This window comes from Paenibacillus sp. FSL W7-1279, from assembly GCF_037969845.1.
Classification (GTDB): Bacteria; Bacillota; Bacilli; order Paenibacillales; family Paenibacillaceae; genus Paenibacillus_AQ.
In genome coordinates this window covers 1876242-1897500 of sequence record NZ_CP150215.1, presented here as the reverse complement: position 1 = coordinate 1897500, position 21259 = coordinate 1876242, and the positions used below count along the sequence as shown (strand labels likewise).

Below are 21259 nucleotides of genomic sequence, written 5' to 3'. Positions count from 1 at the left end.
GTTTGCTGTAACCTGGCCTTCACTGATAATGTCTTAACCCTTGATCCATGGATTGTGGCGTTTACCTTTTGATGAACCTTGAGGCTTTCGTGATTTCTTGGCTGCTGTTCTTGTTTTATTGGCTTGCTGACGATGGACTTTAGCTCTCTCCTTGGCATCCTCTTCAATGGAAGTATCTCTGGATACGGATGGTTCCGTTTCATTCCCAATTTCACTGCTGACCGACATATTGGATTGCTCCGCTTCGTATGGAGCCGACGGATTGAATGCCGAATCGAACGGCTGGTCGTTCTGCCGATCATTCCAGTTTGGTTCATATGGATTTACAAATGGAGGATATGCTCCTTGAGTTCCCATGAGTGCGGACGGATGGCCGTATGCCCCAGCATTGTAGTCCATTCCACCCTGCCACGGTTGATACGGTACCGCCATGTCGGGTGCGTACTGGTGATGCCCGTGTTGTGGGTACCCGTGATGTGGCTTATTGTGGTATGGACTAACTTCTCCCCCATGGCATCCGCAAGGAGACGGAACATAACCATATGTCGCCGCTGTATGATGATGCTCAGGATATGGATGGTAATCGGAACCCACATTTCCTGTATATGATTCCGTGATCGAGAACTGGGAATATTCCAAGCTCATGGGCTGTTCAGAAACACCCGGATATCCTGAAGGTACATTTCCCCAGCCTTCATTATAGGATACAGGCATCGCTTCCTGCGGTATATGGTGATACGGATGGACAGCTGTGCCGTATTCGGCTCCATGCCAATGTTTAGGTTCATGGCAACCACATGGTCCTTCATGATAACCACCGTATGGAGGCATCATAAATGCAGGCGCTTCTTGAAAAGGAAATTCCGGACAAGGATGCGGCATCATATGAAGTGGCATCTCCGCAAACGGCGGACATGGTTCGGCCATAGGATGGATTGGGTAAGGTAACGGCATGGTTTTGACAGGATGCGTAAACTCCGGCTCTATTGGTTTATATGGCAGTTTGTAATCCGGTTTGTACTCTGGTTTGAATTCGGGTTTGAATTCAGGTTTGAACTCCGGCTTGAATTCAGGCATGATCACAGGCTTTTTAAAATCCGGCAGGACATCCGGTTTCTTCACTTCTGGCAGGATCTCTGGTTTCTTGACCTCCGGCAGGATGACCGGCTTCTTGATTTCAGGTAAAATCTCCGGTTTGTGCTCCGGTTCGAATTTTTTAGGCTCCTCGGGGAATGGTGAAATCTCAGGCAGTTTTGGTAAAATCGGCGGCTCGGGTTCCTTAACTTCCGGTACAACCGGTGGCTGCTCGATCGGCGCTGTGATTTCTTCCTTCACTCCGGTGTAATCCTTACCGCCCGGCTTCTTCTTGCCCGGGTTCGAACCACTGCCACTGCTCATCGAAACCCCGTCATCTGTGCCCGACTCCGAATATACGCCTGATGAAGGGATGTTCACGACCTCTCCAACCAGCAGGGCATTCGGATTTTTAAGCTGCGGGTTGGCATCAATAATTTCCTTCAGGGTTACGCCCCATGCCTTCGACAGTTTCCAGAGGGAGTCCCCCTGCTTTACCGTATGCTTATGGATAATGGGTTGGCTGCCGCCTGGTACCGGAACAGGCTCTGTCGGTACTTTGATTTTGGCACCGACATCGAGCTTATTCGGATCCACCAGCTGTGGATTGGCATCGATGATTTTCGCTAATGGAACGTCGTATTTTTTGGACAGCTCATATAGGGTGTCGCCTTCCTTGACGATGTGTATCTTCACGCCGCTAAAACCTCCTACACTCTTCTAGGCGTCATGTTATTCGCCCGCTTTCGTTACTACATCCTATGCACGGAATGGGCGATTGACATCCCTCTGGGCAAAAAAAATCCTTTCATCGACATGAAAGGATGGTTTAAGTCGTTTATTTAGCTGTCCTAAAACGTTAGGATTCCCATACTTTATAACCGTCTTGATCCACAATTTTGCGGAATTCCTCGAGCAGTTGAAGCGTAATTGGACCAGCCTGCCCTTTTCCGATCATCCGTCCGTCAATTTCACGAGCGGCGATGACCTCAGCGGCGGTTCCTGTAAAAAACACTTCGTCTGCAATATATACGTCATGCATGCTGAAAGGCTCCTCCTTCAATTTGATGCCGAGTTTATCGCATAAATCGATAATCGCCTGGCGCGTAATGCCTTCAAGCGCACCAAGGTAGCACGGAGGCGTTGTGACCACGCCGTTTTTCACGATGAAAATATTGTCACCTGAGCCTTCCGTCACATATCCTTGTGCGTTCATCATGATCGCTTCATCCGCTCCCGCAAAGTTGGATTGGATCTTCACAAGAATGTTGTTCAAATAGTTCAGAGACTTGATTTTCGGATTGAGCGCATCCGGAATGTTGCGGCGCTGGGCTACGGATACGGCCTTCAAACCGTTAAGATAAGCTTCTTCGGAGTATATCGCCAGCTGTTCCACAATGATCAACACCGTTGGTTTAGGGCAGCGACGCGGGTCCAGACCCAGATTGCCTGCACCTCGGGATACTACGATACGGATGTACCCGTTTCGCATATCGTTGCGCCGAATCGTCTCGGCCATAGCCTCCAGCAGCTCATCATATGCCAATGGGATGACTAAATCGATGGACTTGGCGGAATCGTACAGCCGATCCAAGTGTTCCTTGCACTTAAAGATGTTGCCGTTATATATCCGAATCCCTTCGAATATGCCGTCTCCGTACAGGAATCCATGATCAAAAACGGATACTTTTGCATTCTCTTTTGTGACGAATTCTCCATCCAGATAGATCCATTGCTCTGACATTTACTTAACCTCCATTTTCTCACTCTCGTACGCATAGCCCGGATAAGTACCCAGCACACGAACCACACATCCCAGCGCTTCAATCTCTCCCATGGCGGCGACCAACAGAACCGAATCTGCTGCAGCCATGACATCGATGTAAAAATAGTAATTACCCAGCTTCTTCTTCGTCGGACGGGATTCAATCCGCGACAGATTCAGGCGCCGCCAAGCAAACGCCGAAAGCACCTGATGCAGCGCTCCCGGCACATCCTCTGGGAGGGTCACGAGAATGCTGGTCTTGATATGCTCCGGCGAACGGTTGACTAAAATCGGCTCGCGTCCGATTAATACAAACCGGGTGTAATTATTATCATGGTCGGTAATACGCTCGGCAAGCACGTTTAATCCGTGAGTGGCAGCGCCTAGTGTAGTGCCGATCGCCGCCCATCCCTGGCCGGGATTTTCCTTTACGATTTTAACCCCTTCCGAGGTGCTGCCTACTTGCTCCAACTCAGCCTGTGGCGCGGCCTTCGCGAGGAACTGACGGCACTGGGCCGTTGCTACTTGGTGAGACCAAATTTTTGTGATTTTACTGTAATCCATCGTACCGTCATTGGACTGGAACTCGGCAGCATTTCCGATCAGGTTCTGAATGGAAGGATAAACCCACTCCACCTGCATCGGCAGATCCACCTCATTGACCAACCAATCCATATGAAGGCTCACGGAACCTTCGATGGTATTCTCAATCGGGATTACGCTGTAATCGCTTTTTCCTTCTACTGTAGACATAAATACATCAGAGATCAGTTTATGGTGGACAAATTCCACCGGCTCACCGTTAAGGAGATAAAGTATCGCTTCATGAGATACCGATCCTGAGGGCAACAAGGCTATTTTTTTCATGCGGTAACTTCCCCTCTAATCATATCCAAAAAGGATCTATTATTTATATCTTCCAAGAGCTGGACGCCTTCGGCAACTGGATTCAACGGGTAGCACGAAGCCGAAATTCCTTCCGCCTTCATCGTCTGCACTAAATACGCGCTCAATTCTTCTACCCGCGAATCGTTCCGATCCACCAACGCAATCATCGTCGGGCCCGCTCCGCTTAGCGCAATCCCCAGCGCTCCGTGGCTTGTCGCTTCGGCCAAAATTTTGCTCATCCCTGGCACAAGCGGTACCCGATAAGGCTGATGAATCCGATCTTGCATTGCGGCAGATATCAAGTCCAGTCTGCCTGCAGAAAGAGCCGCGGTCATCAAGGAGGACCGACTAATATTATACACAGCATCCGCTAAACTGACCTGGGCGGGCAGCGCTTCTCTTGCTTTGGATGTTGCCAATTCGAAATCGGGAATAACAACGAGCGTTCCGAGGTCTGCTGGAGGTTCAATACGTATATAATCCGCATGAGCTCCGTCCCATACAGCCGTAATAATCCCTCCAAATAATGAAGCTCCTACATTATCCGGGTGCTTCTCAAGATTCGTCGCCATATCAAAAAGCTTGGAATCCGGCAGGGGTGAACCGATCAGCGCATTGGCAGCCGCCAGAGCCCCTACAATCGCCGAAGCACTGCTGCCAAGACCGCGGGTAAGCGGAATTTCGGAATACATGGAAATCTCAAGATCGGGAACAGCCTGTCCCGCCTCTTCAAAAACCATCTGAGCCACCTTATAGATCAGGTTGCTCTTATCGGTCGGCAGACCGCCCATCTCATCACCATGAAGATGGAATACGGTCCGCTCCGACGCCTTCATCTCGATCCAGGAATACATAGACAATGCCATGCCGAGTGTATCGAATCCGGGTCCCAAATTAGCCGTACTGGCCGGTACCTTCACCCGGACACCTTGGGACAAACTCATACCCGTGCAGCTCCTTCAAGCTTAGCAATAGCATCCATTACGGCTGATTCCGTATCTGATACGACGAGCGGTTCGGCGTTCACGGTAGAAATGGCGATATTCGGATCCTTGAGCCCATGCCCTGTCAGCACACAGACTACGGACTCTCCACCTTTAAAATATCCTTCGCGCTTCATTTTATAAACGCCTGCGATGGAGGCAGCCGATCCTGGCTCGGCAAAAATGCCCTCACGCGATGCGATTTTGCGGTATGCTTCCAAAATCTCTTCGTCCGTAACATAGTTAATCTGTCCGCCGGATTCCTCAGCGGCCGCAACCGCGGTTTTCCAGCTGGCCGGGTTCCCGATACGGATGGCAGTCGCTACCGTTTCCGGATTTGCAATAGGCTCTCCCTTCACGATGGCCATCGCTCCTTCCGCTTCAAATCCAAGCATTCTCGGCAGAGAGGACGATTTGCCCGCAGCATGGTATTCTTTAAATCCTTTCCAGTAAGCGGAGATGTTCCCCGCATTGCCGACCGGAATGGCCAGCACGTCCGGCGCTTTCCCTAACTGGTCAACGACTTCGAATGCAGCCGTCTTCTGACCTTCGATTCGATAAGGATTCACGGAGTTTACAAGCGCAATCGGATGCTTCGCCGTAATCTCACGCACAATTTCCAGCGCGCGGTCAAAATTGCCTTCAATCGCAATGACCTTCGCTCCGTAAATCATCGCTTGGGCGAGCTTGCCCAGCGCAATATTGTTGTTCGGAATGATTACGATACAATTCAATCCGCCACGAGCGGCATAAGCAGCAGCTGCTGCAGACGTATTGCCCGTTGAAGCGCACATGATGGTGCGGCTTCCCTCTTCCATCGCTTTCGCTACGGCCATCACCATCCCGCGGTCTTTGAATGAACCCGTAGGATTCAGCCCTTCAAATTTGAAATGCAGATCAATTCCAAGCTCTTCGGATAAATTCACAGCTTTGATCAGAGGGGTGTTCCCTTCCTTTAGCGTTAGAAGCGGAGTACGCTCATTCACCGGCAAATATTCTCTGTAGGTTTGAAGCAATCCTTCATACGGCATCTCTCTTGTTCTCCTTTTCTTAAGAAAAAATTATATAGGGTTATTTAATGAGTTCTAATCCTTTATCCTTCAACACGGTACACACTTTTAATCCGGCGAATGACTTCCAGGCCTTCAAAATGATTCAACACTTCATCCATATTGGCTTTGCTCGCATTGTGGGTGACGATGATAATCTCTGCGTCCGGATTATGCTCGTTCGGCTGCTGGACAACGGATTCCAGGCTGACGTTATATTCAGCGAACACCTGGGTAATTTGGGCAAGTACACCTGCTTTATCGTCGACATGAAGCAAAATGAAGTTCTTATACATGATCTGCTCGTCGGTTTTGAGTTTCTTCGGTTTGTAAGGAACGATGGCTTTGAGACCGTTGACGCCGAGCTTCAGATTCTTGATAACGGCAACCAGGTCTGCCACAACGGATGTAGCGGTTGGCATCTCACCAGCGCCGGCTCCGTAAAACATCGTTTCGCCTACAGCTTCTCCATATACATAAACCGCGTTAAATACCCCATTCACGGCTGCGATAGGATGTCCCTTCCGAACCATCGTAGGCTGAACCGTGATGCTGAACTCATCGTCCTGACGCTCCGCGATACCCAGAAGTTTCATCTCATAACCCAAACGCTTCGCATAAGCGATATCTTCTTTGGTCACTTGCGAGATTCCCTTAACGGTTACATCCTGGAGCTCGACGTTCGTGCGGAAGCCAAGTGTGCCGAGAATCGCCATCTTGCGCGCCGCGTCCAATCCTTCAACATCGGAGGTCGGGTCAGCTTCTGCATAACCCAGTTCCTGAGCTTCGGCCAGGACATCTTCATACGATGCACCTTCTTGACTCATCTTGCTCAGAATGAAATTGGTTGTACCGTTCACGATCCCCATAATTTTCATGATACGATCCGAGGAGAAGCCTTCAATCAGCGTGCGGATAATGGGAATACCGCCAGCAACACTTGCCTCGTAGAACACGTCGCACTGCTTCTCTTGCGCCTTGGCCAATATTTCGGCACCGTGGAGAGCCATCAGATCCTTATTTGCGGTAACGATATGCTTGCCGCGCTCAAGCGCTTCGAGAATATAGGTTTTCGTCTGCTCGATCCCGCCCATCACTTCAACGATGACATCAATCTCGGGATCGCGGATGACCGCCCATGGATCTTCCGTCAGTTTATTCTGATCCACATTGACACTGCGGTACTTCTCCAAATGTTTGACAGCGATACGTTCTATCGTAATCGGCGAACCGACCTGGCTGCTCAAATCCTCCTGGTGTCCCTCTACGATGCGGACAACCCCTGTTCCTACGGTTCCTAATCCCAAAAGCCCTACTTTGACCGGTTTCATTAATACACTACCTCCTGTATCCCATCACATAGATATCTATTTAATTCGTCATAACTTAACCTTGGCCTATCATCTGCACTCTTCTTACTCCAGCTATTCGCCTCAATCCGTCAAGCAGGTCATCCAGCTCCTCATTCAGCCGGGAAACTTCGACGGAAATCACGACATTGGCGATTCCCTGCAGCGGAATACTCTGATGAATGGTTAGCACATTCCCGCCTTCACCCGCTACCAGCCCCAGCACTTCGGATAGCATCCCCGAGCGATGTTCCATATCGATAGAAATCGTTACGATTTCATCACGTTCCAGTTGATTGATGGGATGGATTCCATCCTTGTACTTATAAAAAGCGCTTCGGCTAAGCCCAACCTGTTCAACGGCTTCATGAACCGTTCTAACGTCTCCCGATGCCAGCAATTTTTTTACTTGCATCGTCTTAACCACAGCCTCGGGAAGGATGTCTTCCCGGACCAAATAGTAGCGTTCCTTCACAAACGTCCTCTCCTCAAAGACTACTGTATTCGTATAGTGGACATTATACTGGATATACCATGTAAGGGCAATACATAAGTGTCCAGTTTTTTGGTTAACCCGATATTTATATGTCAACTCTATAGCCTATACTATATCGCAATTCAAACCGGAACACATCGATATTCACGTCAAAATTGTAAATGATGCGCAAAAAAAAGCAGTCTCCGGTATGCGGAGACTGCCGATAAAACATTTGAGTTCAAACGGTCCGCGTGAAATCTAAGCAACAATGATCGTGCCGCAGTACTCGCACTCTTTTTCCTCTTGGTGTGAAATCACGGTTCTTGCACCACAGCCTGAACATTCCACAGACTTCGATCCAATATCCTGCTGAATCTCGGCTGACTTTACTGACTCTCTATGCAGTGAAGTGATCATCAGCACACCATTCTCAATCTTCCCGTAAGGGAGCATCCGCTCCTTGATCATAAAGTTCAAATCACGGACCACATGGGATGGAGTTTGATTCGCTGCAATCGCAATATGATCGATGTAAATCAGACGCCGCTGCAAGACGGCCTCTGCATAAATTCTCAACAGCTTTCGGAATTTCTTGTCTGCCAGGTCAGCAGCAACAAGCAGCAGCAGGCCAGGGACTAATAGGCACAATGCCATTGCTAAATTGTCGTTTAAGAACTCCTCACTGGTTTCGCTCGCCAGTAAAAAGATCACAGAAGTCATAATATACGAACCGAACAATACCCATCCCATCAGCCTTGCATTTCTGCCCCTGTAACTGTGATGTTGTTGTGTAGGCAAAATACGAAATCCAGCAATGATCAACGCTAATGGAAAAAACACATACGTCAAGCCAATAATAAAATAATCGAATTTTGAAAATTGCGATTTAAAGGGCTTTATTGGAATGCTCATACCACGATCTCCTCAATTTTGTTAATCGGACGCATAACTAAGGTTAAGCCACAATCACCGAACCGCAATACTCACATTCTTTTTTCTCCAAGTGCGTTACGACCGACCTTGCCCCGCAGCCCGGGCATTCCACAGACTTCGGCCCTGGATTGGGCTCCGCTTCGTTTCGGGTTATTGCCGCTGGTTCAGCCGCAACTTGACCTAGTGAATACTGCACTCGCTGTCCGCTGCGTGAAACAAATTCTCCTTGGAATGAAGACTGGGATCTCCTCTGCAAGGAGGGGATGATGACAACTCCATTGTCCAGCTTTCCATTAGGCAGCATACGCCGTTCAAACATGAACGTGATATCTCGGACGGCATGGGCCGGCTTTTGCCTTGCCTCTCGAGCGATATGATCAATTTGGTCGAGCCCTCTTTGCATAATGGCATTCGAATAAAATTGCAACAAACGGTTGAATTTCTTATCTTCTTTCTTGCCAATCAACAGCATGATGATGGCTGGAACCAGTATAATAACGCCCCATACGATGGAAGCCGAATAGAGGCCGTCGACATCTTTATCTTCAATCGTCGCGAGGATCATAAGCAATTCAATGATTCCATAGGTTATGACCAGAACCCACCCGAAGAGCCGGTTGTTTCTTCCCTTACAGTGGTTATGGCGATGGGTGACAAGCACCCGAACAGCCGCCAGCACAATGGCCAGCGGAAAAAACAGTACCGCCAGCGCAATAATGAAATAATCCATGGTCGTGAACTTCTGTTTAAAGCGCTTCAGTTCAGACGCTCCCATATTCTATCCCCTCTATCATCTGCATTAGGTCGATCCCGCTTTTGCCTTCAGAAGTTCGGTGTTACGATCCTGTACCGTTCTCAGGATATCGCGGATGATGTGAACGGTTTGCTCTGCCAGCTCATCGCGTTGTTCTGCTTGCGTCTCTCCGATCAGCGCCACTTGGTCCTCCAACAATGCGATTTTTTGCTGGATCATATGCTCCACTTCATATAAAGAGGTATGCGTGATAGGATCGCTATAACGAAGCGTTTCTTCCAGCTCGGCCATCTGCCGGTCTAACGAATGAATGTTCTCTCCTGGCATCTCACCTAGTTTTCTTCGGATTCCCCCGATCCAGGCCACCGTCTCTTTCTGAACCGCCAGATGATCACTTTCCTTTCGTTCATGAGCTCCTGCATATTTTCCCGTCAGAGCTATCAGTCCCAAAACCACCGAGAACCCCAGTAAGGTTATAAGATGAATCATAAAATAAGAAGATTCAGGCAGCTTAAATAAATATCCCAGCAGAATGACCTCCAGCAAAACGGAAATGGCATAGACTCCTATAATGACGCCTGAAGCAATATAAAAAGGAGCTCCTGGCGAACCCGCTTTGCGCCGGTGGACAACTAAACCGATAAAGACGAGAATGGCCGCCTCGGCGCATCCGAGAGCGATGCCCGATATCCAAGCATTCAGCTGAACGATCCCTCCGATCAATCCGAACAGAAGGATGGTTAAGACCGGAAGCACCGCGGCAGCCAGCCATAATCCATTTCGACTTGTGGTTCTTGTACTCACTCTATTCCCTCACTTTCACTTCACATCAATTTATGTCCGCACTCCATGCAAAACTTCTGGCCTGGTTTGATCTCATGATGACATCCAGGACATGTTAGCGCATGGCTTGACCCGCAGTGCGGGCAAAACTTGGCTTTTGCATCCACCAGTTCACCGCATGTCCTGCAAGGCATAGGAAGCGCTGCACCGCAATCCGGACATTCGACGGCACCGGCCGGGTGGTCATGGCCACATTCAGGGCATGCATGGTACGGGTCACCGCAGTGAAGACAAAACTTGGCATTGGGAGGCAGTGGCTGTCCGCAATCGTTGCATCGAACGGTGCTCGCCAGTTCCTCCTCAGCCTGCACCTGAAGCGATTGTCCGCATCCCGAACAGAATCGCGCCTCTTCTGCGCTCAGTGTTCCGCACTGGGTACACGCTTTCTGTTTGGTATGGAGCTCGTTCTTTCCTGGATCCTTTGAGTCCTCAAACATTTTCCCCACGGTCTCATACATCGGACCAACCATCCCAAGTCCCATGCCCAATCCGGTTCCCATGACCGCTGCCGGGCTGCCTTGATTCTTTGCCGCCCCCTCCAGCGTATTAAAGGTTCTTTCTTGATGATAGGTATATCCGATGATGTCCATCTCCGCTTTCTTTGCCAACGCTTCCTTGATTCGAACAGCTGCCGGGTCATTCTCCGGGATGTTGATGGAGTCCACATAGAAATTCAGCAGGGTGATCCCCATTTCTTCAAATGAAGGCGCAATCGCTTCCATGATATGCTTCGATATTTCCGCTATGTAAGCATTGATCTCCACAACGCTGATTTTTTTGCGAACGATATAGGAGGATATGATTTCCGTAATATTGGACATCAGTACGCCGCGATAATATTTAATCAGTGTGCTTTGGTCAAAAGCCGGCAGTGTGCCAACCAGGGTTCCCAGAAACTTTCGCGGATCGCTGATCTGTACGCCGAATTGGCCAAAAGACCGGACCGATACGATAATATTGTATTTTGGATCTTGCAGCTGGATCGGCGAGCTGGTCCCCCATTTCACGTCCAGTGAACGAAGTTTGTTCACAAACCAGACTTCTGCCGTAAAGGGAGACTTCCCGCCGAATGGAAGATTGATCACATTGGATAATATCGGTATATTCGCCGTACTCAGTGTATGCCGCCCAGCCGCGAAGGAGTCCAGGGCTTGACCACCCTTATACAGGATGGCCTCCTGTGTCTCATGAACAATAAGTTGGGTCCATGTACCTAACTCCTGATTCGGATAACGCCAGGCAAACACATCCGGCGGTCCTTCGTATTTTACAACTTCAATAATAGCCATAGTTCTACTCTCCTTTATACACCGTTCCTTCCATCCTGATAGTCTATGGAAAAGGACTATTGTACTACCATTGTATACGATTTACCCGATATGTGGATGCAAAATTTGGAAACCTAAGTGGAAAATGATATCTCTGAACAACTTCCTAACCGTTGCCATAAAACACAGAGCATGTTTACGTGATATCCGGGACACAACTTCCTCCATAAAAAAATACCGCCAAGCCTGCTGTTAAACAGACCTTGCGGTATTTTCTTACGAACGTATTTTTTGCGCATTAATAGTAGCTGCTGCCTTCAACAAATTCAAATTCGAAATCACCAATTCGTACAATGGTGCCTTCTGTCGCGCCCCGTTTCCGAAGTTCTTCATCGACGCCCATATGGCGCATCGTTCTTGCAAGCTTCAGAATGGCATCATGCGAATTCATCTGCATCCGTTTCAGCATCCGCTCAATTCGCTCGCTATGCACAACATACATCTCATTATCCCTAGTAACGGTGAAGGAGTTGTCGTTCTGCGCTTTGAATTTATAAACCTTGCGCTCGGAAACCTCGGATACTTCTTCAATGGCCGGCTCGTCCGGAATGCTCTCCAGCACATCGATCGTGCGGTAAAGAAGTTCCTGAATACCCTGACGGGTCAGCGAGGAGATTGGCATGACCTCGATGTCCGGACGAATCTCTTTCAGCTTCTCTTTGAAGGCCGCTAGATACTCTTCGGCCTCCGGCATGTCCATTTTATTAGCGGCTACGATTTGCGGCCGTTCGACCAGAACCGGGTTGTAGAGCCTGATTTCATCATTGATTTTTTCCCAGTCCTCAAACGGATCCCTTCCTTCCGTGCCTGCCATATCCACGACATGGACAATGACGCGTGTTCTTTCCACGTGCCGGAGGAATTCATGACCAAGTCCCACGCCTTCATGAGCACCCTCAATCAGACCAGGCAGGTCAGCCATAACAAAATTGCGACCGTCTCCAACCTCAACAACTCCCAAATTCGGCGTTATGGTCGTAAAGTGGTATGCGCCGATCTTTGGCTGAGCCGCAGATACAACGGACAACAAGGTTGATTTGCCTACACTCGGGAACCCGACGAGACCTACATCAGCCATCACTTTAAGTTCCATGGTTACGTAACGCTCTTCGCCTTCCTCGCCGTTCTCGGCAAGCTCAGGCGCCGGATTGTTCGGGGTAGCAAAGCGGATATTTCCTCGCCCTCCACGGCCTCCTCTGGCAACAACAACCTGTTGACCGTGTCGGGTCAAATCGCCAATCACCTCACCGGTATCGTCATCCGTTAAGATGGTACCCGGCGGGATACGGACAATCATGCTATCCGCATTGGCCCCATGCTGACTTTTATTGCGGCCTTTTTCCCCGCGCTTGGCCTTAAAATGCTTCTGGTAACGGAAATCCATCAACGTGCGCAGTCCTTCGTCCACCCGGAAAATCACGTCGCCGCCCTTACCGCCGTCTCCGCCGGCAGGTCCGCCTTCAGGAACGTATTTCTCTCGACGGAACGCAATGAGACCATCGCCGCCGTCTCCGCCTTTTACATATACTTTTGCCTTATCTACAAACATGAAATCACCTTCCTCAAGTCACAAACGGCAAATACAAACGATACGAGGTCTCCCCCGGCTCCGTTTGTTCTACCCGAATGCCTTCGCCTTTTACGGATTGTTCAATCTGAAGCTTCAAGCTGTCCGGGTCTCCAAAGGATCCTTCTCCTTGTGCCCATACCATCAGCTCTTGTTCTTGCTGCATAAATGTTAATGTTAATTGCCGGGTATCCCCCCAAGACGCTTTTCCGCTTAATTGAAAAGCTCTCACCGTTTGAATGATAGCTTCGGTAAAAGACTCCGCCGTTTGTGGCGATACTTTGTCTTCCAGTTGCACCTGGTCCACAACTTCAACGTCGAGCTGCAGATTATTGCTGTACGTACGGTATGAATGTAAATAAAAAACCAGCGAAGGAATGCCCAGCTTAGAGATTCTGCTTTCCGTCGCCATCCTGTCCTTTATTCTTTCCACAGAACCCACTGTTTTATCAAGCTTTCCAAGTTGAATGTAGCCGTACAAAATTTGAAGCTCATTCATCCAATCATGACGATGGTGATTCAGCATCTGAATCGCCGTCTGCTCCACATTCCGAATGATGGCTTGCTGCCTGCGCTCCTCCGATTTTCGGACAAGCCAAGCCCCGCAGGCAGACGCAGCGACAGCCCAAACCGTTAACACTGCTCCTGCAGCCAAAGTCGGTTTCCATACCATCCATGCTACGGGTATTACGGAGGTTAACCCCGCCCCAGCTGCTATCCATTTCCAGGATTTCATCGCTTCTCCTCGTCTTTCAACAGCAATTGGTTACATTCACCAAATCCCAGTATATCATAGACCTTCAGGACGGTTCATCCCCTGGATGATGATCTTTGCGTTATTTACAAAAAAAGAAGCCCCGGCAACGATGCCGAAAGGCTTCTTCTGTATGCAGCATAAGAAACGATTAAGCTTCTACTGCAGCCGCTACTGGAGCGACATCAACCGGGTAGACGCTCACTTTCTTGCGATCACGACCCCAACGTTCAAATTTCACAACGCCGTCAACTTTCGCAAACAAAGTATCGTCTTTACCGATACCTACGTTCGTGCCTGGATGAATTTTCGTTCCGCGTTGGCGAACCAAGATGCTGCCGCCAGTCACTGCTTGACCGTCTGCACGTTTCACACCAAGACGTTTCGATTCGCTATCGCGACCGTTCTTTGTGGAACCTACACCTTTTTTCGATGCGAATAACTGAAGATCCAATTTCAACATGTTGTCTACCTCCTTCTTCAAGTAGTCAATTCCTGTATTCTTATATACTTGCCGTATGAATCGGCAATTCCCTGTAACATAACAACCATGGATTCGAGAAGCAGTTGAACTTGTCCCGAGACGGAGTCGTTTGCCGTCGGCGGAAGATTCGCACTAAGAAAGCCGCCCTTCATCTGGGTCTCCATAACAGTTCCGGTTAACGCTTCAATGGAATTGACCGTTCCCACTGTAATGCTGGAAACTCCAGCACATACAATATCTTCTCCAGGATTGGCATATCCCGCGTGCCCCGTTACCTTAAAGCTATGGATCCGTCCATCTCCCCCGCGCAGTACTTGTACAGTAATCAATTACCGCACCTACTTACGCCTGGATTTTCTCGATGGTTACTTTAGTGTAAGGTTGACGATGACCTTGCTTCTTGTGGTAGTTCTTCTTCGGCTTGTATTTGTATACAACGACCTTACGGCCTTTACCGTGCTTCTCTACCTTTGCAGTTACAGTCGCACCGGAAACAACCGGCGTACCTGTTACCAACCCGTCCTCTTTGGATACGGCCAGTACACGGTCGAAAGTCACGCTCTCGCCGTCACCTGCAGTCAGCTTCTCGATGAACAATACGTCGCCCTCTTGAACTTTGTATTGTTTACCACCTGTTTCGATAATAGCGTACATTTGCTTGCACCTCCCTATGTCTCAGACTCGCCTAGTATAAGGTGTCCGTCCTAAAGCAGGAACGTCCTTGCTAACCCAACCGGAGCGGTTACAGCATGTGCAGCAAACCATCACTAGACACATACCTAATGATAATATCATAATCCATGTTCACCGTCAACATCATTGTTCGATAACAAAACCTCTGCCCCGGCAAGCCCCGCAAGGCTTGGCAAATGGGAGCGAAGAGCTTTCCCTGGCTTTTTTGCGGGTCATTTCCAGCAGTCCCAGCTTGGTCCAGCCCACCACAAAGCTTTTGGTGCGGTCCTTGCGCATTACAGCCTCCATGGCAGAAACAACCTGCTCCCGGTGCTCTTCACGATCCATATCGATGAAATCAACGATGATAATGCCTCCGATATCCCAGAGCCGCAAAATTCTTGCAATCTGCTTCGCCGCCAGAAGATTCGTCTTCAGCACCGTTTCCTCGAAATTATCGCCACCGATATATTTGGCTGTGTTGACATCCATGATGGTCATGGCTTCCGTCTGATCAACAACGATGGTCACACCTTCCGGAAGCGTGATTTTCCTTGCAAAGCCGGCTCTCATCTGCTCGTCCAACCCGTAAGCTTGAAAAATCGGACTTCCTTCCGAGTAATATGTAACCTTGGGCTCCATACCAGGGACGGTTTCCTTCAGATAGCTTTTGGTCTCCTCGCCTTTAAGCTTGCTGTCGATCACAAGTTCATCATGAAGCGGGTCAAAGGCATCGCGGAGAAAACGCTGCAGCAGACCTAAATCGCGATGAAGCAGCGCCGGAGCAGAAGAAAGCTCGGCCTTGTCGAGAATTCGCGCCCACTCTTTTCGCAGATACTCAAGATCTCCCTTAAGGAATTCCAGAGGCTCGTCCTCCGATACCGTTCGGATAATGATCCCCTCTTCATCCGTGCGAAGCTGCTCGCCGATACTCTTCAGCCTTGCTCTCTCCGCATCACGTCCAATTTTCTTGGAGACGGCAACATAATCCGCAGTAGGCATGTACACCATGCATCTGCCAGGCAGCGAAAAATGGGTAGTGACCCGCGCCCCCTTGCCGCCTCTCGGTTCCTTCATCACCTGCACGATCAATTCCTGGCCTACCGTTAGCAGCTCCGAAATGGAAGGCTTCTGCTTGGGCTGCTTCTCTAAATGAGGATGGAGCACATCATCAATATATAAAAATGCATTCTTTTTCAGCCCGATATCTACAAAAGCCGCCTGCATCCCCGGCAGCACATTTACGACCCTGCCCTTATAAAAACTGCCGACTACACTTTGCTCACAACTCCGCTCAACGGCGAATTCTGCTAACCTCCCATCTTCGATGAGGGCCATCTGAATGGTCTCATGTTCACAATGAACTATCATTTGCCTCATGGCTTCACCCCTCAAATGGAAGACGATATTCTATTTTTTATCCTAACACAATCTCAGATGAGTTGAATGGATAAAGAATCATGGCCCGCCCTGCGTCTTCCTCATGGTGTTTACGATTTACGCATACCAAGGCGGACCATTTGATGCAAAATAAGAAGAAATCACATGCTGCTCCGGAACGACGGCAAGCAGGCTGCCTCGTCCGCTCATAACATAAATCAGATGATACTTCTCTCGTTTAAATAGACGCATAATATCATCCAAAGGTTTCGAAGAATCTGCAACGATTGGCTGCGCAGGACCGAGTCCATCCAAATTTCGTTCATAAATCTCGCTCCGATTGACCAAAAATCTTAAAAACCGGTAATGCACATTCCGATAGTCTTCAAAATTGGAATACGCTAAAAACAGGCCGATCATCAGCACATTTAAACGAATACCGCCGCCGGAAAATAACGGCTGCAAGCCATATCCGATCATGATCAGGCTGCACAAAATACCAGCGCGGGAAGCCCACAGCAAGGTCGCATGATATGGGGCGAGCAAGCTGATGACGGCTTGCAGCACTTTGCCGCCATCCAGCGGAAGAATCGGGAGAAGGTTAAACAGCGCGATGATGAGATTCCCCTGAATGATATAAGACAACAGCTGCTCGTCTCCCCATCCCGCCCATCTGCACATCAGGGTAATTCCAATCATGATGACATTTTGCAGCGGACCCGCAAGCGCAATGATGATTTCCTTCATTGCAGTCATCCTGCCGTCATCTTCTATGACAGCAACGCCGCCGAACGGCAGCATCTGAATGGCTCGTACCTTGAACCCCATCGCTGCCGCTGCGGCGGCGTGTCCCAATTCATGAATAAAAACGATAATAAACAGGGTCAGCAATTCCAAAAAGCGACCGGTGAATACGGAGGCCAGCATGACAATAACAAAGAGAGGATGCAGCGACAATACCGTTCCCTTAAACTTAATCAAACGGAATCACTTCCGCCGGATCGATACCTCGATCCCCCTCTTTCAGTTCGAAATAAAGGGAGGGCGGGCTGCCTGCGCCTGAAGACGCCAATGTGCCGACAATATCTCCACCTTGGACCCAATCGTTTACCTTAAGTCCCGTTTCTGCCAATCTGCTGTATATCGCCGTTCTCTCTCCTGTATGCTGTATGAGAATGGTGATCCCATTCTCAGGATGTTCTTTAACCTCAAGCACGCGTCCGGTCTCTATACTCTTAACCGCCCTGTCTGCTAAAGAACCCCCTCCGGCTTCCAAAACGATGCCTTTCAGATCCACGGCAAAGGATTGGACCACCTTTCCGGAAAGCGGAGGAACTAAAGAAGTCCCGGCATTCACCTTCGTCGAGTGCTCGTCGGTTTGTCCAAAAATCGGAATGAAGGAAGGCGCGCTTCCAAAATGCTCCTCGTACCATACCTGGGCTGCCTGAAAATCCATCTCATGGCTCAGTCCCTCAACGATAAAAGCTTGAGTACGAAGAGCCCACGGGTGCTGAAACGAAAATACCCCCCATGCCAATCCAAACACCAGCGCACTGACGATGATACGGCGCACTAAGCCCGACAGAAACGAAGCTTTTCTTGGCGGTTCCCCTGGATCACCGGGATCCAGCTCACCATACCAACCGCGGTGCCCTTGCTTCCAAAGCCGCTCGGGATCCGGTTCACTCTCTGCAAGAAGCGGGGATGGGTTCGCCCTGTGATCCTGTATAAAGCCTGTCTTGTGAAGATTGGGATGGGGAGGCTTTTTCTCGGGAACGGGCCCCCATGACGACTTATCATGCGGCGCCGGTAACGCTCCTTCCAGCAGCTCGCGAATGCGGGCTTCTCTTCGGTTCTTAACTGAAGTTTTGATGTCCATTGTTCTTTCCCCCTTGGGGCTTGTTTTCTTACTCTATCCTATGAGGAGATGAAAGATATTTAGAACAAGCCCTATTGAAGAGGCGAACAGAACAAAAAAACCGATGCCTCCCGGCACCGGTTCGTGTTAAAGTCTTTAACCCATTCCAAAAAACTTTTTGAATTTGGTAAACATTCCTTTTTTCTGATGGATTTGCATCAGAGGAACGGTATCACCCAGGATGCGCCGGGCGATGTTTCTATAGGCGATGGCTGCCTGAGAGTCCGGATTCATCACCGTAGGCTCCCCGATATTGGCCGCTTTAATGACCATTTCATCATCGGGGACGATCCCGATCAGATCAATATTCAGCACCTGCAGCACATCTTCAATCTCCAGCATGTCGCCGGATTTCACCATGTTCGGGCGAATCCGGTTTACAACAAGCTTCGGAGACTCTACATGAGAGCTCTCCAGCAAGCCGATAATCCGATCCGCATCCCGCACGGCCGCATTCTCGGGCGTTGTAACCACAATCGCTTTATCTGCGCCGGCAATGGCATTCTTAAATCCTTGCTCGATTCCAGCCGGACAATCGATAATGACGTATTCGAATTCCTTTTTCAATTCAAGTACGATATCTTTCACCTGCTCTGGAGAAACGGCATTCTTGTCTTTGGTCTGGGCTGCAGGAAGCATATACAGCTCATCGAAGCGCTTGTCCTTGATCAGCGCCTGGTTAAGTCGGCATCGCCCTTCTGCAACGTCGCATAAATCGTATATAATCCGGTTTTCCAGGCCCATCACGACATCCAAATTACGAAGACCGATGTCCGTATCAACCAGACACACTTTTTTTCCGAGCAGTGCCAGAGCTGTGCCGATGTTCGCCGATGTCGTCGTTTTACCGACTCCGCCTTTACCTGAAGTTACGACGATTGCCTCTCCCATGTTCTACCCCCCTTTAAACACATTAAAATCCCGACCCAAACGTGAGATGTTGCTGATCTTATCGATCTCCATGCTACCGTCCTTCAAATACGCAAATTCCATGACCGTTTCCCGCGTCTCCCATTCATCCGGCGGTCTGCTGATCATCTGGGAGATACGGAGCTGGGTAGGGGCAAAATACGAAGCCGCTATAATCGCTTCCTCGTTGCCCTCTACACCGGCATGCGCGGTTCCGCGCAGAGCTCCCAATATGTAGATATCACCGGTGCACGTTATGGTTCCGCCGGGATTCACATCCCCGAGGAACAAGAGATCGCCGTCATGATGCAGCACCTGTCCGGAACGCACCATCCCTGTCTTAAGCGTAAGCTTCTCCTCTGGTATGAGCTCCGACTCAAACGGCGGTGATTCCACATTACGTATCAACAGATTGCCCTTTTGCTTCAATATGTCAAGAATCGTCTGCTTCTCTTCTTCGGAAATTTTCCGGGAACCCAGCTTCACATCCACATGAATGATAGGTCCGGTCAAAATATTCTGATGACTGTGCTCCAGCTTATAGCGCAGCTCGCCGAGCAGCTCCTCCAGCTCACACTGGTCATCAAGCAGGAATACCAGGCCATCTTTGATGCCCTTAATCGTCACATGATTGGATTTTACAGCCATAAGCCTGTCCCTCCCATCCCTATACATTTCGCGCTCAAACCTTCAAGTTCCTGCTAGTCTAGTAAAATGTCATAATGGAGGGTTCAGGATGCCTTCCTTCTCTGATTCTTCGTAACCAACTCAATCTGCTTGCGAAGAGGAACGTAAATCGCCAGAGCAAAGGCAAAATGAACAAGGAGATTGGGTAGCATATGATGAAGCAGTGACCAATTATAAGAAGTCGGATTGAGTCGAAACACCTTATATATGCCAAAAAGCGTACTGTCAAACAACAGGCTCCCCAGAATGACAATGGTCATCATCATGGGCAGCGGCGCCCGCGGGGACTTGAATACAAGTCCCACCAGATATGCGGATACGCCCATAGCGAACGAATAAGTGCCAATCATCTCGCCGTAATACACGATATCGTGAAGCATGCCGAATATGAGTCCGAGTACCAGCCCCGTGTGGCGATGATAATAAATCGATACAAAAAACAAGCAAACCAACACGAAATTAGGATAAATCTGAAGCTGCAGCGAGCTTGGCGTTAACCAGAAAACCACCGTGCCCTGCAGAATAAACAGCACGAACAGCAGCAGGACGAGAATTTGTTTACGCGCCATCATTTCGGCTCCTCAGGGGTAAAGACGACGATTAGATACTTCCAGTCATCAAACTTGGCCGCCGGTTCGATGGTAGCCGTTCTGCTTTGACCGTATTGGCTTACCTGAACACTTTTCACCTTGCCAATAATCAAGCCCTGAGGTATAACGCCTCCTGCACCGGATGAAATGATTTTGTCGTCTTTCTTGATCGGGTCATCTTCCGAAATCCGCGTCATGAGCAGCGTGTTGGTCTTCTCATCGTAGCTCTCAACCACACCGAACGTTTTATCTTCTTTGCCGATGGCCGTTACCGAAATCGGCTGTGGATTCGGATCCTGGGCATCCATCGTGGTCAGCAGCTTCACCGTGGAGGTAAAGTTGCTTACGCTACTGATGATACCTACCATACCATCTACCGTGGTAACGGACATGTTTGCTCTAACCCCGTCGCGTTCGCCCAGATCGATAACAAGCGTCCGATTGTTTGGATCCGAGTTGACGCTGAGAACCTGAGCCGTACGGTATTCGTACTTGTCCCGATTTTTCTGGTTCTCTGTAAAATGGAGCTGGTCCCGAAGCTTCTCGTAATTAGCTTTCATCGTATTGTAATTCGCACTCTCTCGGGAATATTGGGCCACGGCTCTCCGCAGCTCCTCATTCTCTTCATAGATTGCCTTCATGTTCCGCACATCTTCAAAGAAACCCGCTATATAGGCAGCGGGCTTATAAAACACACTTTGCACAAAACCGACCGTATCCTTGACGAATTTTTCAGGCCAAGATAAAGAAGCTCTCGGGCCGAGCGTAAACCCCATAATAGCGATAAACGCTACCAGCCCGATGAGCATAATAAACAAACGCTTATTGCCTAGCAGCTTAAACAGTTGCAACAC

23 protein-coding genes are annotated in these 21259 nt (G+C 49.3%); all 23 read right to left on the bottom strand.

What is annotated here, in order from left to right; all coding sequences use genetic code 11:
• Positions 1–33: 33 nt before the first annotated feature.
• The 23 genes from MKY82_RS08070 to mreC all read right to left on the bottom strand — a co-directional run bounded on the left by MKY82_RS08070 (position 34) and on the right by mreC (position 21259).
• A complete protein-coding gene (locus MKY82_RS08070; protein WP_339222540.1) occupies positions 34–1770 on the bottom strand; it encodes a LysM peptidoglycan-binding domain-containing protein in 1737 nt (578 codons plus the stop codon).
• 163 nt (positions 1771–1933) lie between these two features.
• The gene (gene ilvE, locus MKY82_RS08065; RefSeq protein WP_071223394.1) at positions 1934–2818 is read right to left on the bottom strand and encodes a branched-chain-amino-acid transaminase; all 885 of its coding nucleotides are present in this window, start codon (positions 2816–2818) and stop codon (positions 1934–1936) included.
• The gene (gene pheA, locus MKY82_RS08060) at positions 2819–3706 is read right to left on the bottom strand and encodes a prephenate dehydratase (protein ID WP_194541493.1); all 888 of its coding nucleotides are present in this window, start codon (positions 3704–3706) and stop codon (positions 2819–2821) included. It lies immediately after the preceding gene.
• Entirely contained in the window at positions 3703–4671 is a 969-nt protein-coding gene (gene thrB, locus MKY82_RS08055) for a homoserine kinase (protein ID WP_194541492.1), read from the bottom strand. Before thrB ends, pheA begins: the two co-directional genes overlap by 4 nt.
• The gene (gene thrC, locus MKY82_RS08050; RefSeq protein ID WP_220686147.1) at positions 4668–5741 is read right to left on the bottom strand and encodes a threonine synthase; all 1074 of its coding nucleotides are present in this window, start codon (positions 5739–5741) and stop codon (positions 4668–4670) included. Before thrC ends, thrB begins: the two co-directional genes overlap by 4 nt.
• 62 nt (positions 5742–5803) lie before the next feature.
• Entirely contained in the window at positions 5804–7090 is a 1287-nt protein-coding gene (locus tag MKY82_RS08045; RefSeq protein ID WP_194541490.1) for a homoserine dehydrogenase, read from the bottom strand.
• A 55-nt stretch (positions 7091–7145) separates the two neighbouring features.
• Entirely contained in the window at positions 7146–7583 is a 438-nt protein-coding gene (locus tag MKY82_RS08040) for an ACT domain-containing protein (RefSeq protein WP_009594028.1), read from the bottom strand.
• Positions 7584–7844: 261 nt separating this feature from the next.
• On the bottom strand, positions 7845–8498 hold the full coding sequence (locus MKY82_RS08035; RefSeq protein WP_339295877.1) for a hypothetical protein: 654 nt from the start codon (positions 8496–8498) through the stop codon (positions 7845–7847).
• Between the two features lie 43 nt (positions 8499–8541).
• The gene (locus MKY82_RS08030) at positions 8542–9294 is read right to left on the bottom strand and encodes a hypothetical protein (RefSeq protein ID WP_339222532.1); all 753 of its coding nucleotides are present in this window, start codon (positions 9292–9294) and stop codon (positions 8542–8544) included.
• A gap of 24 nt (positions 9295–9318) precedes the next feature.
• Positions 9319–10077, bottom strand: coding sequence for a hypothetical protein (locus MKY82_RS08025; protein ID WP_339222531.1), 759 nt, complete (start codon positions 10075–10077; stop codon positions 9319–9321).
• A gap of 20 nt (positions 10078–10097) precedes the next feature.
• The gene (locus tag MKY82_RS08020) at positions 10098–11405 is read right to left on the bottom strand and encodes an SPFH domain-containing protein (protein WP_339222529.1); all 1308 of its coding nucleotides are present in this window, start codon (positions 11403–11405) and stop codon (positions 10098–10100) included.
• A gap of 277 nt (positions 11406–11682) precedes the next feature.
• Entirely contained in the window at positions 11683–12993 is a 1311-nt protein-coding gene (obgE, locus tag MKY82_RS08015; protein ID WP_071223403.1) for a GTPase ObgE, read from the bottom strand.
• Positions 12994–13006: 13 nt separating this feature from the next.
• On the bottom strand, positions 13007–13747 hold the full coding sequence (locus MKY82_RS08010; protein ID WP_233354790.1) for a Spo0B domain-containing protein: 741 nt from the start codon (positions 13745–13747) through the stop codon (positions 13007–13009).
• 169 nt (positions 13748–13916) lie between these two features.
• The gene (gene rpmA / locus MKY82_RS08005; protein WP_015734021.1) at positions 13917–14228 is read right to left on the bottom strand and encodes a 50S ribosomal protein L27; all 312 of its coding nucleotides are present in this window, start codon (positions 14226–14228) and stop codon (positions 13917–13919) included.
• Positions 14229–14245: 17 nt separating this feature from the next.
• Positions 14246–14578, bottom strand: coding sequence for a ribosomal-processing cysteine protease Prp (locus tag MKY82_RS08000; protein WP_194541485.1), 333 nt, complete (start codon positions 14576–14578; stop codon positions 14246–14248).
• Positions 14579–14591: 13 nt separating this feature from the next.
• A complete protein-coding gene (rplU, locus tag MKY82_RS07995; RefSeq protein ID WP_113061207.1) occupies positions 14592–14903 on the bottom strand; it encodes a 50S ribosomal protein L21 in 312 nt (103 codons plus the stop codon).
• Positions 14904–15065: 162 nt separating this feature from the next.
• Positions 15066–16301: an Rne/Rng family ribonuclease gene (locus tag MKY82_RS07990; protein ID WP_339295876.1), complete on the bottom strand. Its 1236-nt coding sequence runs from the start codon at positions 16299–16301 to the stop codon at positions 15066–15068.
• 117 nt (positions 16302–16418) lie between these two features.
• Positions 16419–17282, bottom strand: coding sequence for a M50 family metallopeptidase (locus tag MKY82_RS07985; protein ID WP_216535365.1), 864 nt, complete (start codon positions 17280–17282; stop codon positions 16419–16421).
• Positions 17275–18180: a M23 family metallopeptidase gene (locus MKY82_RS07980; RefSeq protein WP_339295875.1), complete on the bottom strand. Its 906-nt coding sequence runs from the start codon at positions 18178–18180 to the stop codon at positions 17275–17277. Before MKY82_RS07980 ends, MKY82_RS07985 begins: the two co-directional genes overlap by 8 nt.
• Positions 18181–18315: 135 nt before the next feature.
• Positions 18316–19110, bottom strand: a complete 795-nt coding sequence (minD, locus tag MKY82_RS07975; RefSeq protein ID WP_009594006.1) for a septum site-determining protein MinD — start codon at positions 19108–19110, stop codon at positions 18316–18318.
• A gap of 3 nt (positions 19111–19113) precedes the next feature.
• A complete protein-coding gene (locus MKY82_RS07970; RefSeq protein WP_339295874.1) occupies positions 19114–19776 on the bottom strand; it encodes a septum site-determining protein MinC in 663 nt (220 codons plus the stop codon).
• Between the two features lie 83 nt (positions 19777–19859).
• Entirely contained in the window at positions 19860–20387 is a 528-nt protein-coding gene (gene mreD / locus MKY82_RS07965; protein ID WP_194541480.1) for a rod shape-determining protein MreD, read from the bottom strand.
• Positions 20384–21259: a rod shape-determining protein MreC gene (mreC, locus tag MKY82_RS07960; protein WP_339295873.1), complete on the bottom strand. Its 876-nt coding sequence runs from the start codon at positions 21257–21259 to the stop codon at positions 20384–20386. The genes mreD and mreC overlap by 4 nt, the downstream gene beginning before the upstream one ends.

What these genes read in the sequence shown, in the direction of transcription:
- thrC (WP_220686147.1), bottom strand. Translation starts at nt 5,741, where the DNA reads ATGCCGTATGAAGGATTGCTTCAAACCTACAGAGAATATTTGCCGGTG.
- mreD (WP_194541480.1), bottom strand. Translation starts at nt 20,387, where the DNA reads ATGATGGCGCGTAAACAAATTCTCGTCCTGCTGCTGTTCGTGCTGTTT.
- thrB (WP_194541492.1), bottom strand. Translation starts at nt 4,671, where the DNA reads ATGAGTTTGTCCCAAGGTGTCCGGGTGAAGGTACCGGCCAGTACGGCT.
- MKY82_RS07970 (WP_339295874.1), bottom strand. Translation starts at nt 19,776, where the DNA reads ATGGCTGTAAAATCCAATCATGTGACGATTAAGGGCATCAAAGATGGC.
- MKY82_RS07980 (WP_339295875.1), bottom strand. Translation starts at nt 18,180, where the DNA reads ATGGACATCAAAACTTCAGTTAAGAACCGAAGAGAAGCCCGCATTCGC.
- obgE (WP_071223403.1), bottom strand. Translation starts at nt 12,993, where the DNA reads ATGTTTGTAGATAAGGCAAAAGTATATGTAAAAGGCGGAGACGGCGGC.
- MKY82_RS08035 (WP_339295877.1), bottom strand. Translation starts at nt 8,498, where the DNA reads ATGAGCATTCCAATAAAGCCCTTTAAATCGCAATTTTCAAAATTCGAT.
- MKY82_RS08030 (WP_339222532.1), bottom strand. Translation starts at nt 9,294, where the DNA reads ATGGGAGCGTCTGAACTGAAGCGCTTTAAACAGAAGTTCACGACCATG.
- rpmA (WP_015734021.1), bottom strand. Translation starts at nt 14,228, where the DNA reads ATGTTGAAATTGGATCTTCAGTTATTCGCATCGAAAAAAGGTGTAGGT.
- rplU (WP_113061207.1), bottom strand. Translation starts at nt 14,903, where the DNA reads ATGTACGCTATTATCGAAACAGGTGGTAAACAATACAAAGTTCAAGAG.
- ilvE (WP_071223394.1), bottom strand. Translation starts at nt 2,818, where the DNA reads ATGTCAGAGCAATGGATCTATCTGGATGGAGAATTCGTCACAAAAGAG.
- pheA (WP_194541493.1), bottom strand. Translation starts at nt 3,706, where the DNA reads ATGAAAAAAATAGCCTTGTTGCCCTCAGGATCGGTATCTCATGAAGCG.
- MKY82_RS07990 (WP_339295876.1), bottom strand. Translation starts at nt 16,301, where the DNA reads ATGAGGCAAATGATAGTTCATTGTGAACATGAGACCATTCAGATGGCC.
- minD (WP_009594006.1), bottom strand. Translation starts at nt 19,110, where the DNA reads ATGGGAGAGGCAATCGTCGTAACTTCAGGTAAAGGCGGAGTCGGTAAA.
- MKY82_RS08010 (WP_233354790.1), bottom strand. Translation starts at nt 13,747, where the DNA reads ATGAAATCCTGGAAATGGATAGCAGCTGGGGCGGGGTTAACCTCCGTA.
- MKY82_RS08020 (WP_339222529.1), bottom strand. Translation starts at nt 11,405, where the DNA reads ATGGCTATTATTGAAGTTGTAAAATACGAAGGACCGCCGGATGTGTTT.
- MKY82_RS08045 (WP_194541490.1), bottom strand. Translation starts at nt 7,090, where the DNA reads ATGAAACCGGTCAAAGTAGGGCTTTTGGGATTAGGAACCGTAGGAACA.